General features: G+C 44.2%; 15 protein-coding genes. 10 read left to right on the plus strand and 5 right to left on the minus strand.

Going from position 1 to position 15560, the window contains the following annotated elements; all coding sequences use genetic code 11:
• The first annotated feature begins 19 nt into the window (after window positions 1-19).
• The 5 genes from MHI27_RS07510 (at window position 20) to MHI27_RS07530 (ending at window position 3304) form a co-directional block, all read left to right on the plus strand.
• Window positions 20-622: a nicotinate-nucleotide adenylyltransferase gene (locus tag MHI27_RS07510; RefSeq protein WP_042185968.1), complete on the plus strand. Its 603-nt coding sequence runs from the start codon at window positions 20-22 to the stop codon at window positions 620-622.
• A complete protein-coding gene (yqeK, locus tag MHI27_RS07515; protein WP_405175953.1) occupies window positions 594-1172 on the plus strand; it encodes a bis(5'-nucleosyl)-tetraphosphatase (symmetrical) YqeK in 579 nt (192 codons plus the stop codon). Before MHI27_RS07510 ends, yqeK begins: the two co-directional genes overlap by 29 nt.
• Window positions 1169-1516: a ribosome silencing factor gene (rsfS, locus tag MHI27_RS07520; RefSeq protein ID WP_042185972.1), complete on the plus strand. Its 348-nt coding sequence runs from the start codon at window positions 1169-1171 to the stop codon at window positions 1514-1516. Before yqeK ends, rsfS begins: the two co-directional genes overlap by 4 nt.
• Complete coding sequence (locus MHI27_RS07525) at window positions 1513-2433, plus strand: S1 RNA-binding domain-containing protein (protein ID WP_042185974.1); 921 nt, start codon at window positions 1513-1515, stop codon at window positions 2431-2433. Before rsfS ends, MHI27_RS07525 begins: the two co-directional genes overlap by 4 nt.
• A gap of 100 nt (window positions 2434-2533) precedes the next feature.
• A complete protein-coding gene (locus tag MHI27_RS07530; RefSeq protein ID WP_042185976.1) occupies window positions 2534-3304 on the plus strand; it encodes a class I SAM-dependent methyltransferase in 771 nt (256 codons plus the stop codon).
• A 263-nt stretch (window positions 3305-3567) separates the two neighbouring features.
• On the opposite strand, the gene MHI27_RS07535 is transcribed toward MHI27_RS07530, so the two are convergent.
• The gene (locus tag MHI27_RS07535) at window positions 3568-3726 is read right to left on the minus strand and encodes a hypothetical protein (RefSeq protein ID WP_036675694.1); all 159 of its coding nucleotides are present in this window, start codon (window positions 3724-3726) and stop codon (window positions 3568-3570) included.
• A gap of 130 nt (window positions 3727-3856) precedes the next feature.
• Window positions 3857-4813, minus strand: a complete 957-nt coding sequence (locus MHI27_RS07540) for a transcriptional regulator (RefSeq protein ID WP_042131966.1) — start codon at window positions 4811-4813, stop codon at window positions 3857-3859.
• A gap of 326 nt (window positions 4814-5139) precedes the next feature.
• Between MHI27_RS07540 and MHI27_RS07545 the strand changes: the two genes are divergently transcribed.
• Together MHI27_RS07545 and MHI27_RS07550 are read left to right on the plus strand one after the other, a co-directional pair.
• Window positions 5140-6405 (plus strand): glycoside hydrolase family 27 protein, encoded by a 1266-nt coding sequence (locus tag MHI27_RS07545; protein ID WP_405175954.1) that lies wholly within the window; start codon window positions 5140-5142, stop codon window positions 6403-6405.
• Window positions 6406-6417: 12 nt separating this feature from the next.
• Window positions 6418-7377, plus strand: a complete 960-nt coding sequence (locus tag MHI27_RS07550) for a family 43 glycosylhydrolase (RefSeq protein WP_405175955.1) — start codon at window positions 6418-6420, stop codon at window positions 7375-7377.
• A gap of 92 nt (window positions 7378-7469) precedes the next feature.
• Here the strand turns inward: MHI27_RS07550 and MHI27_RS07555 are convergent, their stop codons facing one another.
• Window positions 7470-7997, minus strand: coding sequence for a hypothetical protein (locus MHI27_RS07555; RefSeq protein WP_042185981.1), 528 nt, complete (start codon window positions 7995-7997; stop codon window positions 7470-7472).
• Between the two features lie 236 nt (window positions 7998-8233).
• Here MHI27_RS07555 and MHI27_RS07560 point away from each other — a divergent pair, with 236 nt between their 5' ends.
• On the plus strand, window positions 8234-10909 hold the full coding sequence (locus MHI27_RS07560) for a YhgE/Pip family protein (protein WP_405175956.1): 2676 nt from the start codon (window positions 8234-8236) through the stop codon (window positions 10907-10909).
• 59 nt (window positions 10910-10968) lie between these two features.
• Here the strand turns inward: MHI27_RS07560 and MHI27_RS07565 are convergent, their stop codons facing one another.
• Complete coding sequence (locus tag MHI27_RS07565) at window positions 10969-11943, minus strand: aldo/keto reductase family protein (protein ID WP_405175957.1); 975 nt, start codon at window positions 11941-11943, stop codon at window positions 10969-10971.
• Window positions 11944-12052: 109 nt separating this feature from the next.
• Between MHI27_RS07565 and MHI27_RS07570 the strand changes: the two genes are divergently transcribed.
• A complete protein-coding gene (locus tag MHI27_RS07570) occupies window positions 12053-12721 on the plus strand; it encodes an SGNH/GDSL hydrolase family protein (RefSeq protein ID WP_405175958.1) in 669 nt (222 codons plus the stop codon).
• Window positions 12722-12764: 43 nt separating this feature from the next.
• On the opposite strand, the gene MHI27_RS07575 is transcribed toward MHI27_RS07570, so the two are convergent.
• Window positions 12765-13535, minus strand: coding sequence for a DeoR/GlpR family DNA-binding transcription regulator (locus tag MHI27_RS07575; protein WP_042193458.1), 771 nt, complete (start codon window positions 13533-13535; stop codon window positions 12765-12767).
• 238 nt (window positions 13536-13773) lie between these two features.
• On the opposite strand from MHI27_RS07575, the gene MHI27_RS07580 reads away from it, so the two are divergent.
• On the plus strand, window positions 13774-15540 hold the full coding sequence (locus MHI27_RS07580; protein ID WP_339801738.1) for an L-fucose isomerase: 1767 nt from the start codon (window positions 13774-13776) through the stop codon (window positions 15538-15540).
• Window positions 15541-15560: the final 20 nt, after the last annotated feature.

Below are 15560 nucleotides of genomic sequence, written 5' to 3' on the forward strand. Positions count from 1 at the left end.
TACCGAGGAGGGTGTCCTCTTGAAAGTTGGAATTATGGGAGGTACCTTTGATCCTCTTCATATTGGTCATATGATGGCAGCGGAAGCAGCTAGAGAAACTTATGGACTTCAAGAAGTATGGTTTATGCCTTCACATATTCCGCCTCATAAACATGAGGCAGGGGTATCTGGAGCAGATCGGCTGGCAATGGTGCAGGAAGCGATACACAATCATGAAGCTTTTCGCACATTAGATTGGGAAGTTGTCAGAGGTGGCGTTTCTTATACGTATGAGACTATAAGACGGCTGCAAGAGGCATATCCGCATTTCGATCTTTATTTCATCATCGGAGCGGATATGGTCCAGTATTTACCGAAATGGAACGAGATTGAAGAGCTTGTGCAGCGGCTTACATTTATCGGCGTAGGTCGTCCGGGAACACCTCTTGATCTAGACGCATTGCCAACTTATATAGCAGAAAAGGTACTGCTAGCAGATATGCCTCTGGTTGATATTTCGTCAACGATGTTAAGAGAACGGGCTGCAACTGGAAAATCCATTCGTTATATGGTACCTGAGGCAGTGTTCGATTATGTTCAAAGGAGTGGATTGTATGGCATACAGCCGCGAAGCTCTGATTGAGGTGGTCTCGACACAAATGCCTGCTAAACGCTGGAAGCATACACTGGGCGTCATGGAGTCATCCATTCAACTAGCGGAGCAATATGGCGCTGATCCTGAGCGTGCGGAGACAGCGGCAATTCTGCATGATGTGGCCAAGTATTGGCCTGTGGAGAGAATGAAGGAGATTATCGAGCAGAATCATCTGAACTTGAATCTTCTGAAGCATGACAAGCAGCTGTGGCATTCAGAAGTAGGTGCCTTTGTAGCAGAGCAAGATTATGGGATCACAGATCCGGATATTCTTAATGCGATCCGTTTTCACACCTCAGGTCGTGAAGACATGAGTTTACTTGAGAAAATTGTCTGTCTCGCCGACTATATCGAGCCTGGCCGCGATTTTCCAGGGGTTGATAAGATACGTAAGCTGGCTAAAGTAAGTTTGGAAGAAGGACTAGTCGCTGGATTTGATTCTACGATTAGTTTGCTACTGGAAAAACGCCGAGTGATCTTTCCGTTAACGGTACTGGCGCGTAATGATTTAGTTAGAATATTGGAGGATAAAATATGAGTGTACAACCAAGCAAGCTGTTAGAACTGGCCCTTAAGGCTGTGGAAGATAAAAAAGCAATGAACGTAGTGGCATTAGATCTGCGTACTGTTTCACCGATTAGTGATTACTTTGTTGTATGTCACGGTAATTCGGATACGCAAGTTCAGTCCATCGCCACCGAAGTCCGCAAAGTGGTCCATGAAGCCGGCGGAGTAATTAAGGGGATCGAAGGAATGGATTCAGCACGCTGGGTGCTGATGGATCTTGGAGATGTTATTGTTCATATTTTCCACCGCGATGAACGTGAATACTACAATATTGAGCGTCTGTGGTCGGATGCGAAGGTAGTGGAGACTGTATGAGCCTGATTGCAGGAACTACAGTTACACTTAATGTAGTAAGAGAGGTATCCCCATACGGATTTTTCCTGAATGCAGGAGATCAGGATGTTATGCTGCATTATACTGAGCTTACCGAGAAGGTTAAGACAGGCGATAAAGTTGAAGTCTTTATCTTCTTCGATACCGAGGATCGTCTAGCAGCAACGATGAAGAAACCGTTTCTGACATTGGGCGAAATGGCCTTATTGGAAGTGGCTGATATCCATCCGCGTCTAGGTTGCTTCTTGGAAATGGGTCTCGGACGGCAGCTGCTGCTGCCCATTCGTGAGCTTCCAGAACTTCCAGAGCTGCGCCCTCAGATCGGCGACTATGTGTATGCGATTATGGAGCATGATAAACAGGGGCGTCTTCGTGCTAAATTAGCTGGAGAACAGGAACTAGCTCCGCTAGCTCTTCCTGCGCCTGAATCCTGGATGGGACAGACTGTGACAGCCCGGGTGTACAAACCGCTGCAGATGGGGACTTTTGTTCTTGTAGATGCTGGGGTTTTAGGCTTTGGTATTATCGGTATGGTCCATTCCTCTGAACGGAGTCGTCTACTACGTCTTGGAGAGCAGTTCGAAGCACGTGTCTCCCATATTCGCGAGGATGGTCGTGTTAACCTTTCTATGGGTCTCCGTAAAGAAGTAGGCATGGATGTAGACTCTGCCACGATTTTGGAATTCTTGCATGCCCGTCCGGGTGGAGCGATGCCTTATTCGGATGCTACACCACCGGATATTATCAAGCAGCGTTTCGGAATTAGTAAATCAGCCTTTAAGCGTGCGCTTGGAAAGCTGATGAAGGAAGGCCATATTACCCAAAAAGAGAATTGGACGTATCTTGCTCCTAAGGAAGAGGAAGGTTCAACCGAGGGAAATGAAGAAACAACCGAATAATTTAAAACATAAGAGATCTTGTGGGGACGCCTAGAGCGTTTATGCTCGATGGGTCAATAATAGAATCATATTAAATGTTGTAATAGAAAGCGGTGTACTAGTGTCTTCCTATGGGAAATTTGCTTATGTATACGATGAGCTCATGGCAGATATGCCGTATCCTGATTGGATCTCCTTTGCTGAAACCGCATGGAGCAAATACGGTAAGCCTGTAACCGTGGCTGAGCTTGGCTGCGGCACCGGGAGTATCACTATTCCTTTGGCGGGTTCAGGGTATCATATGACCGGAATCGATCTATCTTCAGATATGCTCTCAGTGGCACAGCGCAAAATGGAAGAGCATCCCCAGGGACGGCGTTTCTTGCGCGAAGGTAGTGTTCGTTGGATTAGACAAAACATGAAGGAATGGGAGCTTCCAGAGCTTGTGGATTCTGTGATTTCTTTCTGTGATTGTCTGAATTATGTGCTGGAAGAAGACGATATCAGAGCTGTCTTTGCTAGTACCTTTGCAGGACTAAAGCAAGGCGGCACCTTTCTGTTCGATGTACATCATCCAAACACACTGATCCGTTATGAAGAAGAGCAGCCCTTTATTCTGGACGAACCATCGGTGTCTTATATTTGGACTTGTGAGATGGATGTTCCACGCCGCGAAATAGAACATCATCTGTCCATTTTCGCTCGCGAAGAGGGACGGAGTGATGTATATCGCCGTTTCGAAGAGACACATATTCAGCGTGCCTACGATCCCCAGTGGATGAAGGATGAACTGCTTAAGGCTGGATTTAGTGATGTGAAGACCTACGCCGATTTCGAGTGGATAGAGGCGGATGATGATGCGGAACGTTTATTTTATATTGCTATAAAATAAATATTCAACATACTAAGAGGGGCTGTCCCAAAAGCTATGAAAATAGCTGATGGGACAGCCCTTCTTTTTTGAGTTCGGTGTGGTTCCTGCTATTGAAAACGATGGGCTAAAAATAAGCAGATAACGTCATCTGAGTCCGTATGCTTCCTGGAATGTTGGATTCATGGTTCATGATTCGTGTATGAAGAAGTAGCTCTAATTGCGCAAAATATGTATATCAAAAAAACCGGGCAGTGTTTATGCCACCCGGCATCTTCCAATCCTTACCGATGCTCAAACAGATCAATGGCACCCAATACGACATGAGCCAGACCAAATCCAAGTACGCCTGTTGCTGCCATCTTATACTTGCTTCCAAGAAAAGCGGCGCTAGAAGCGGTTACGACGGTTCCAAGAACAGCGGGAATTAGACCTTCACGCATTCGAAACACTCCTTCTCGGTGGTTTGGGAGACAAGGTTATTATGAGTCAAACTCAAAAAAATATACAAAGCAAAAGAAGACCTTAGACCAGTTATTGCTGGTTCTAAGGTCTTTTTGTTTAGGGAATATTTTACTCTGATAAGGTAACGGCAGTACGAGAAGCGCCAATTTCTACTTCATGAACATCATATAGAACACGCGCCAGTAAGTCCTGGCTATAGTTGCCAAAATGTTTGCCGTAAATGGTGAGCCCGCGTTTGTTTACAGGCTTGTCCGTTACGGCTATCCGGAAAGTAAGCTCGCTCTTGTAATCAAGCTGAATATCATCCAGGGTCACGTCAGAAATCCGGCAACCGTCAATAAAGCTACCTTCATTATTAATACGGATCAGTTTGAGCATACCATATTGGTTTAAATGTGGAGGCCACCAGTCTGGATTAAACGTTCCACGCGTGTCTCCGAAATCTCCAGGACTAGTCCAGTAGCCGATTTCAATTCCATTTAAGTAGAAATAAAGATCGGAGGGATAGTTATCGTTAGATCCAGGGGCCTCAGAGCCAATCTCCATCGAGAATTGGATTTCGCGGAACGTTTGATTTGCTTTAAGATAGTTCGGAATTCTATATTCGAGAAAGCCTTCAGCCATCCAAATGATTTCGGATTCAATCCGCTGAGGATCAGCGAAATAACGGGGTTCGTCGAAGTCGCCGATAATGCTGTCTTTGGTAGCAAGACCGCAGGTCGGAACAGCCTGATAGTTGCTATAATGTCCTACTTGGATTTCTACTTCGTAGAGATTATCAACATCCTTGCTGCGAAGATCAACAATAAGCTTATCCTTATTTAAATAGCAGACCTTCTGAATACCGTGTTTACCCACAGATGTGTTTATCTCGATGAGACCGCTTTCTTCTAACTTTTTAATATGCATCGTAATTGCGCCATTGCTGAGGTTCAGCTTCTTGGCAATTTCATTCAGATTCAGTGCTTGATTGGTAGCTAAAAGTTCGAGTATGAGGATTCTGATTTCAGAACTAAGCGCCTTGAATATTTCAAGACCACTCATTAAATCTTTAATATAGATCATTTTATCAATACCTTCTTCCAAATGGTCATAAATGAATACTGTTTTATGAAATTATAAACTAATATAGCATATAAATAAAGCATCCTTCCTTATTTTGTAGAATGATAAAAATAAGGGGGATTTTTTCCTGTTTTTGCATTTAATCTAATTTAATTTAAAAATTAATGAAACTAATTCACGAAATAAGATGGTTTTACACCGGAATCATGTTATTTTCACTATTTATTTTATAAAAGCATCAAAAGGTTTAAATAAATGTGTTTACAAGTCTTTTTGTCTATGCTATTTTTAAACTGAAAGTCTTAGAAAAGGACGTGAAAATCATTATGTTAGCTGCAACGCCCCCGATGGGCTGGAATAGCTGGGACTGTTACGGAGCTAGTGTTAATGAAGAAGAGGTAAGAGGCAACGCTGAATATATGGCTGCTCATTTGAAGGGATTTGGCTGGGAATATGTTGTTGTAGATATTCAGTGGTATGAGCCTGGAGCGAACTCTTCGCAATATCGTAACTTTGTACCGCTGGTCATGGACGAGTATTCCAGACTTCAACCGGCAGAAAATCGTTTTCCTTCCGCAAAGGGAGGCAAAGGTTTTGCCCCACTCGCTGAATATGTGCATGGATTAGGGTTGAAATTCGGCATCCATATTATGCGTGGAATCCCTCGACAGGCCGTTCATGCGGCAAGTTCCATTCTAGGATCTGAGCAAACTGCACGTGATATCGCACATCCCAATTCTATATGTCCGTGGAATACAGATATGTATGGAGTAGATGCTTCTAAAGAAGGCAGTCAGGCTTACTATGATTCTCTTTTCCAGCTGTATGCCAGTTGGGGCGTAGATTATGTGAAGGTGGATGATATTGCCGCTTCACGTATTTATGGATACCACAAAGACGAAGTTGCCATGATCCGTAAGGCTATCGACCGCTGTGGTCGTGAAATGGTGCTTAGTCTTTCACCTGGACCTGCTCCGGTAGAAGAGGCTGAACACTTAGCTGAACATGCTAACCTGTGGAGAATGACCGACGATTATTGGGATCATTGGCATTTGCTGCGTGGAATGTTCGAGCGCTGCGAAAAATGGGCTCCTTACGTTCAGCCAGGCCATTGGCCAGACTGCGATATGCTGCCGCTAGGTCATCTTGGGATTCGTTCCGTTGATGGCGGGGGAGACCGATTTACAAGGTTTACTCCAGACGAACAGGTTACCATGATGACGCTCTGGACTATTTTCCGTTCACCTTTAATGTTCGGGGGAGAGCTTAGAGACAATGATGAGTGGACATTATCTTTGTTAACCAATAGGGAAGTGCTTCATCTGCATCATTTTGGTAAGGGTGGTAGACAAGTAGAGCGGAACGAAGAGTATGCGATCTGGACTTCTGAGGATGAACAAGGTAACCACTATGTAGCGTTGTTTAATCTCAGTGACAAAGAGTCGACACTTCAGGTATCGTTCCAAAAGCTAAATGTTTCAGTTCCAAAAACGATACGTAATCTGTGGCAAAGCCATGACCTGGAAGTTACTAATGAAGGGGTTACGCAGGTTCTTCCACCGCATGGTTCTGCATTGTTAAAGCTTTTATAGAGGAGAGAGATTATGGATACGAGTAGAGAGTACAACAACCCATTGGTGGAGCAACGTGCTGATCCATGGGTATATAAACATACGGATGGATATTATTATTTCACAGCTTCTGTTCCAGAATACGACCGGATCGAAGTAAGAAGATCGACAACCATCGAAGGATTAACTACTGCAGAACCAGTTGTAGCATGGCGCAAGTATGAGACGGGGCCACTTAGTGCTAACATTTGGGCGCCGGAAATTCATTACATAGACGGAAAATGGTACATTTACTTTGCTGCAGCACGGACTACGGAGACGACGGATGGTTTGTTCGATCACCGTATGTTTGCGCTCGAGAATGCATCTGCTGATCCCTTAGAAGGAACATGGGTAGAAAAAGGTCAAGTGAAGACTGCTTGGGAATCGTTCGCTTTGGATGCGACAACGTTTCAGCATAAAGGAAAACTGTACTACGTATGGGCTCAGAAGGACCTGAATATTGAGGGTAATTCTAATCTGTATATTTCTGAAATGAGCAATCCGTGGACACTCACAGGTCCTCAGACTATGATTGCTACTCCAGAGCATGACTGGGAAATTATTGGGTACAAAGTAAACGAAGGCGCAGCAGTACTGAAACGAAATGGTCGTATCTTTATCAGCTTCTCGGCGAGTGCTACAGACTTCAATTATTGCATGGGACTTTTAGTAGCGGATGAAGACAGCGAACTTCTGGAGGCAGCTTCATGGACTAAACTACCAAATCCAGTATTCCAAACGAATGAAGAAAATGGACAATTCGGTCCAGGCCATAATAGCTTTACAGTCAATGAAAATGGGGAAGATGTGCTCATCTACCACTGCCGCAATTATAAAGAAATTACTGGCGATCCTCTTTATGATCCAAACCGTCATACTCGTGCTCAGGTCTTCCATTGGAATGAAGATGGCACGCCGAATCTTGGAGTTCCTGTTAAGGATGCGCAATAAAAATAATCCGTTTTGCAAAAAAAGAGGGTTACCCATTAGCCACGTAAATGGCCGCTGGGTAACCCTCTCTTTCATATGTTACGTGTTGCTGCTTAAGGTATATATTGTTGCACGATGGAAGTGATTACGCCGTCCTGAATCGTAAGGTGATAAGGGAACTGGCTTAGATCGAAAATATCCGTTTTATTAAATTGATCGATAAATTGCTGTAAGGTGATAGCTTCGTTCCACTGAATGTCTAAGTCCTCAATGTTACCAGTGTGATCAAAGATCTGCATGGTGACTTTTGCGTTATCCGCGATCGGATAGGTTGTCAGTGTATCAACATCATTAACAACATAATATCCGTCTGGAGCTCCGCCAATTTCTGCTGCACCTTCTGGGTCTCTCTCAGCAAAGATTCGGTCAGCATCAGCACCCTGATACCAGTTTATTTCATCGGCTGTAATGGAAAGCTTGCCATTCTCGGATTGAATAGTATGGATATATACCGTCTGTTGCTGAGTCTTGCCACTATCTTGCGCATCTACTCGTGTTCCAACGGTACTAGCAGTAGTAATTAGGGAAAGAAACAATAGAACAACAACCGGTAACACATACGCTGACTTTTTCTTAAACATTAGAAATCTCCCCCTTGAGATATGTAAAAAGGTTGTATATATCTTATTACCCGCTACGTTTTTTCCTAAACGGGCTATATACTTCTATTACGTTAAACGAGCAGGTTTTGTTGCAATTTTTAAAAAAATATTTCTGAAAAACGATGCCGGTCATGAATCCACTAAAAATGATAGTAAAAGTTTGTCTCCTCGGGCATATTAAAATGTCAAAACATACAGATTAGGGGGAGCAACGAATGGGTGGAATACTACGGATTTATAGGAACGACTGGCGCAACGTATTTAAGGTTCCTGTGGCCGTGTTCCTGATCGCTGCTTTGGTGGTGTTACCTTCTGTGTATGATTGGTTTAACGTTGCGGCGGTGTGGGATCCCTACAGTAATACCTCTGGCATTAAGATTGCTGTAACCAGTTTGGATGAAGGGACCACTGTGAAGGATAAGAGCTTCAATATCGGCAATGATGTCATGGAAAGTCTTCGGAATAATAAAAGCTTAGGCTGGACCTTCGTAGATGCAGAAGCTGCGCACAACGGTGTGAAGCGTGGAGATTATTATGCTAGTATTGTTATCCCTGTTGATTTCTCCAAAAGAATGACAGGAATCCTCGAAGGCAGGATCGTGAAACCAGAGATTGAATATACCGTCAATGAGAAGATAAATGCGATTGCCCCTAAAATCACAGATAAAGGTGCCTCTTCAATTACAACACAGATCAGTGAGAATTTTACGGAAACCATTAGCGAAACCGTATTTACGGCTTTAAAGCAAATTGATTCAAAATTCCAATCTGAATTGCCTATTATACGCAAGGTTGAAAAAGGGTTGTTTAAGTTAGAGGCAAGTCTCCCCGAGATTGAAACGGCAGGCCAACATGTATTGAAAATTGAGGAGCAATGGCCGCAAATTCATGCATCGGCAACGCGCATCTCTAAGCTGGAGAATAAGCTGCCTGATGTGGAAAAGGCGGGATTGGCTTTAGAAAAAATAGCTGAACATTGGCCTCAAATTGCCAATGTTGCAGATCATTTAGGGGAGCTGCAGGATAAGCTACCCAAAATTGAACAAGCAGCACAGCTAATCGTTCAACTTGATAATCATTTTGGTGAAGTGGAACAAATCATGGACAAGGCGTCGGAAGGTCTTGCGGAAGCAAATAAAGTTGTTAACACTGCCCTAACTGCGCTACCTAAGGCCGACAAAATTGTAACTGCTGGAAATGATTTTGTTCTAGAGCTTCAACAGTTCTTAGAGAAGAGTAATGCTGCATTTGAAGCGGTACCTGCCGCCCTCAAACAAAATATATACCTGCTGCAAAATACGGAGAACGCAGTAGTTCAGCTTGCTGAACAGCTGCAGGGAGAAGATCTTGACCCGCAAGCGGTACGCGAGCAACTTGAGTCAGTTTCCGCTCAGCTGGTGTCGGGAAGTAACGTGATGGATCATACGCTTTCTTTGTTATCGGCACTGAATACATTCTCACCAGGAACAGTAACTAATGCTGAGATTGGCACCTTGAAGGTTGTAAACAATGCCTTGAGCAGACAGACTTCTTTGGTAAACTCACTGGCGACGGATCTACAAAATGAGGGTCAGCCTGATCCGAGTAATGTTAAGCAATTGGGTCTTAAATCTGGCGAAGGGAACGTAGCCATTTCGAAGCTTATTTCCGAATATGAAGCGGCAACTATCCCTGCTATAAAAAATACATTAGAGCAAATATCCACTGCTGCTGAGACTACAGCCACTGCCCTGGAACAAGTTCCGGATCGTCTATCGGCGCTGGGTACCCTTCTTGAGGAGACTATGGCAGCAATTGAGTTCGGACGATCAAGCTTGGCTAGTCTACAGCAGGACTTACCAGTTATTCGTGAAGCGGTACATACAGCAGCTAGCGGTGTCGCAGATAAGACACAGAGCTTTGGTACTTTTGTTCGCGATACACTTCCACTAATTCAGAGCAGCTTGCCTGTTGCAGGAGAAAAAATACAACAAGCTGCAAATTTCGTCCGTCAGGATCTGCCGGCTGTAGAGGAACGGGTGCACCAGATTTCTGATCTGATACGTACAGGTCTCCCCCGTGCGGATAAGGGAGTGGCGGTCGCAGCGGATATGGTGCGAAATGATCTTCCGATACTGGAAGATTCGATTCGTAAAGCGGCAGCCACCATCCGTCAGATCAAAGATGAGGTGGATCTGGGAGAGATTGCTGAGCTGCTCGGAGGGGATATTAAGAGCAAAAGTGAATTTTTGGCCAATCCGGTAGTATTAAAAGAGAATAAGTTATATCCTATTCCGAATTATGGTTCGGCTATGACTCCTTTTTATGTTGTACTTTCCTTATGGGTAGGTGGCACACTCCTAATCTCACTTCTCCGTACGGGAGTGGATACTGAGGGAATTGTGTACAAGCGGTATCAATTGTATTTTGGACGTTTGCTGACGTTTCTTACGGTTGGGATTCTGCAAGCGTTGGTGGCTGTACTTGGTAATATCTTTATTCTGAAATGTTATGTGGTGGACAAGGTGTGGTTTGTCCTTTTTGCAGTATTAATTAGTATCGTATTCGTGACGATTGTTTTTACACTTGTCTCCGTATTCGGCAATGTTGGGAAGGGGATAGCAATCGTATTCATGGTGCTTCAATTCTCAAGCTCTGGCGGTACGTTTCCAATCAGTACAACAGGCCATTTCTTTCAAATATTGAATCCGTTTATGCCATTTACTTATGCGATTAGTTTGATGCGGGAGGCGGTAGGGGGGATTCTGCCGGAAGTGGCGATTCGCGATTGTCTTTATTTGATCCTATTCGGTGTAATAGCACTCTTACTGGCGCTAACGCTCAAAAAGCCGCTGGAGCGTTATATCGAAAAGGCGGCTGAACAAGCCGAAGAATCCAAATTGATTTCTTAAGAAAAAAAGAGGTTGTACCTAAGCCAATTGCTGTGGCTTTTGGTACAACCTCTTTTAGATTATCTCGCTGGAGCGAAATCGGCTACTGGCTTTAGAATCTCTTCAATTCTCTCCAAAGTATCTAGAGATAGAATGGCATCAACAGCTTGGGCGTTCTCTTCCACCTGTGCTGGCTTACTGGCCCCAATAATTGCAGAACTTACACCAGGTTGCCGTAGGGTCCAAGCTAACGCTAGTTGCGACAGCTTCAAATCAAGACTGTTAGCTAGTTCATCCAGCTGTCCGACAACAGTCAGTACATCATCGCGGAAGTAGCTGCGAATGACGCCATTTACCGAATCATCAGCTGCGCGGGTTCCTGCCGGAGGCTGTTGTCCAGGTTTGTATTTACCTGTCAGAATACCTTGAGCGAGTGGGGAAAAGACCACTTGTCCGAGGCCCTCACGCTGACATACCTCAAGTACCTCATCTTCAATGTAACGTTCGAACATGTTATAGATAGGCTGATTGGAAATAAGCGGACGCAGATTTAGTCTGCGCGAAATGCCGGTGGCGTCAGAAATTTGAGCTGCGCTCCATTCGCTCACTGCCGAATACAGAATCTTACCTTGTGCAGTTAGGTCATCCAGCGCGCGTAAAGTTTCCTCCACAGGCGTCTCTCTGTCAAAGCGATGACAAAAATAAACATCAATATAATCGGTTCCTAAACGGCGAAGGCTAGCTTCACATTGCTCCATGATGTGCTTGCGAGACAAACCGCGATTATTCACATCATCCCCCATGGGGAAGAATACCTTTGTACTCAGCACATAAGATGATCTTTCATAGGCGCGAAGAGCAGCGCCCATTGCTTTTTCGCCTTCACCACGGTTATAAGCATTAGCTGTATCAAAGAAATTGATACCGCATTCAAAAGCTTTGCTGATGCAGGCATCTGCTGCCTTTTGCTCTGCTGCTGTTCCATATGTAAGCCAGCTGCCTAAGCCGATTTCACTGACTTTTATTCCTGATTTGCCTAGTCTTCTGTATTTCATTATTTTCTTCCCTCCTTGAGTTGTATATGTTAACTTTACTTGTATCCTATGAAACATTCAACTTGAATGTTTCATGTAAAAGACGAGATCAAGGAGATGAATCGTAGTAATGACTATTCCAACTTCTAAAGCTAAAAAAGTGATTTTGTTTCAGGGTGATTCTATTACGGATGGAAACCGTGGTCGTGATGAAGATCCCAATCATATTCTAGGACATAGCTATGCATATATCATTGGCGGTAAGCTAGGCAACGAACGGGCTGAGCAGAATCTCGTGTTCTATAACCGTGGAATTAGTGGGGATCGGATCTCCGATTTATATGCACGCTGGAATGAGGATGCGATTTACCTTCAACCGAATATCATCAGTATTTTAATTGGTGTTAATGATCTTTGGAGAACAATGAAAGGGGAACCAAGTGGTATAACGGACCGCTTTGAACGTGCGTACCGTCATGTGCTTGAAGAAACTGGGGAAGTACTTCCGCAAACGAAGCTGGTCTTGTGTGAGCCTTTTATTCTAAATACCGGAGCTCCGGCAGAACAATGGGACGAATGGAAAGAGCGGATTACTCATTATCAGGGTGTTGTTAAGCAGCTTGCAGAGGAATTTAATGCTGAGTTTGTTCCTTTACAGGAAGCATTTGATGCAGCTACTCGTAGAATAGATCCAGCCTACTGGCTGTGGGACGGCGTTCACCCGACAGCGGCTGGGCATGATCTGATTGCTGGGGAGTGGCTGAAGATCGTAGAGAAAAGCGGTCTTTTAAACGACTAGTGAAATAAAGGTTTCCCCTTATCTTTATTTATGCACCTACTGATTACTCAGCGGGTGCATAGATAAGAGATATATGATAGTTATTCAGAAACTCGATCCACTCCTCAGAAGGCTTCTCGTCTGTAACGATATAATCCACTCTATCGAAACTAAATAATTTAATGAACGCAGTCCTGTCGAACTTAGAGTGATCTGCGAGCAGAACTACTTTATTCGCCTGCTGTTGCATAAGAATCTTCAATTCACTTTCTTCTTCGTTCGAATCACTGAGCCCACCAGTCATAGACAACGCTTTACAGCTGAATATGGCTACGTCCACATTATATTTTTGAATAGTCTGTGAGGCGGTATGTCCAACGAAGGAGCTAGTCTCGGGGCCTAGTATTCCACCAGTAGAAATTAGCTTTTGCCCAGAATGTTGAAATTCGGATAATACAACCAAAGAATTCGTAATAATCGTCAGATTGTTTTTCTCCTCTATAATTCTCCGTAAAGCCTCAAAAACTGTTGAACTCGTATCCGTCACCAAACTGTCCCCATCATTAATTAATTGGAGAACATGATCAGCTATCGTACGTTTGGCCTCTATATTTACCTGATGTCTACTCACATAGGGAGGGTCCTCATTCGTGTGGGCATTAAGGATTGCACCGCCATAATTTTTCTTGGCAAGTCCTTCCTTATCCAGTTTATCCAGATCCCGCCGAATGGTCTCTTCCGAGACATTGAATTTTTGCGCCAGCTGAGCGACATGGACTTTCTTTTGTCTATACAGCTCATTAATGATTAAATCCCGCCGTTCAAATGCTTTCATCCGTTCACTCACCTCTATCATCATCTACTTCCTAGTTTACTACATTGCCCAATAAATCAAAGAAATAACCTCATATTCACATAATACCACAGTATAATAATATTAATACCACATAAAACCACATAATTTATCTATAAATATGTTGTTTTATGTTGACTAAAGCGTTTCCATATTTTATGATGAAGGAGAAATAGGTCCATTACCGATGATACTAAGATGATCTTGAGGAGGAACAGCAGTGATAGAAAACTATCCGAAAATTGGCATCCGCCCGACCATTGATGGCAGAAGAAGAGGGGTTCGCGAATCGTTAGAAGCTCAAACCATGGGTATGGCTCAGCGGGTAGCTAAGTTTATTGAAGAGAACTTATTTTATCCGGATGGCCGCCCCGTAGAGTGCATCATTGCCGATTCTACGATTGGTGGTGTTAAAGAAGCTGCTGCTGCGGCTCAGAAATTTGCTGGGGCTAATGTTGGCGTATCGATTACTGTGACCCCTTGCTGGTGTTATGGTTCTGAAACGATGGATATGGATGCCTCAATCCCACATGCGGTTTGGGGATTTAACGGAACAGAACGCCCAGGTGCGGTATATCTAGCTGCTGTTCTCTCTGCTTATGCACAAAAAGGAATTCCGGCGTTTGGTATCTATGGTGAGGATGTTCAGGAGTCTAGCAGTGAGGAGATTCCAGCGGATGTGCAGACTAAATTGCTGCAGTTCGCCAAAGCTGGGTTGGCTGTCGCTCAAATGAGAGGGAAATCCTATTTATCAATGGGTTCTGTTTCGATGGGGATTGCTGGATCGATTGTGAATGAACAGTTCTTCCAAGAGTATCTGGGAATGCGTAATGAATATATAGATATGTCAGAATATGTACGCCGCTTTGAAGAGGAGATTTATGATAAAGAGGAATATAAGCGAGCACTCGCGTGGACCAAAGAAAACTGCCAAGTTGGTGCCGATAATAATCCGAAGCATCTGCAAATAAGTGATGATGAGAAAGAGAAGCAGTGGGAGACTTGTGTGAAAATGACATTGATCGCCCGTGATCTGATGATCGGAAATCCTGTTCTCGCTGAGCTGGGCTTTGAGGAAGAGGCCAACGGTCATAATGCGATTGTGGGTGGGTTCCAAGGTCAGCGCCAATGGACGGATCATTTTCCTAATGGGGATTTCATGGAAACGATACTGAACTCCTCTTTTGACTGGAATGGCAAACGTACACCTTATATCGTAGCGACAGAGAATGATAGCCTGAACGGAGTAACGATGCTGTTCAATTATTTGCTTACGAATACTGCACAAATTTTTGCGGATGTCCGAACCTTTTGGAGTCCAGATGCAGTTAAGCGAGTAACGGGTCATCAATTGGAAGGTGAGGCAGCACACGGAATACTTCACTTGATCAACTCGGGTTCGGCTGCTCTTGATGGGACGGGTGAGCAGACGATAGACGGTAAACCTGCGATTAAACCTTTTTGGGAAATTTCGGAGGATGAGGTAGAAGCTTGTTTGAGCCATACCCAATTCCGTCCGGCTTCTCAAGAATATTTCCGTGGGGGCGGCTTCTCTACGGATTATTTAACTAAAGGCGGGATGCCAGTTACTATGGCACGGATGAACTTGGTTAAAGGGCTTGGACCTGTTCTTCAGCTTGTAGAGGGGCACACGGTTGAGCTGCCTGAAGATGTTCACCATACACTGGATCAAAGAACAGATCCGACTTGGCCAACAACCTGGTTTGCGCCTAAGTTAACCAATAGTGGTTCTTTCCAATCAGTGTATGATGTCATGAATAATTGGGGCGCGAATCATGGAGCGATCAGTTATGGGCATATTGGGGCAGATTTGATTACGCTGGCGTCTATTCTGCGCATTCCGGTCAGCATGCATAATGTTGAGGAATCACGTATTTTTAGACCTCGGGTATGGTCGTTATTTGGTACCGAAGATCTGGAGGGAGCAGATTACAGAGCATGTCAGAACTTTGGACCCCTCTATTAAAATCTTCCTGTGAAGCAGGT

This window comes from Paenibacillus sp. FSL H8-0261, assembly GCF_045040645.1.
In the GTDB taxonomy this organism is placed as follows: Bacteria; Bacillota; Bacilli; order Paenibacillales; family Paenibacillaceae; genus Paenibacillus_AQ.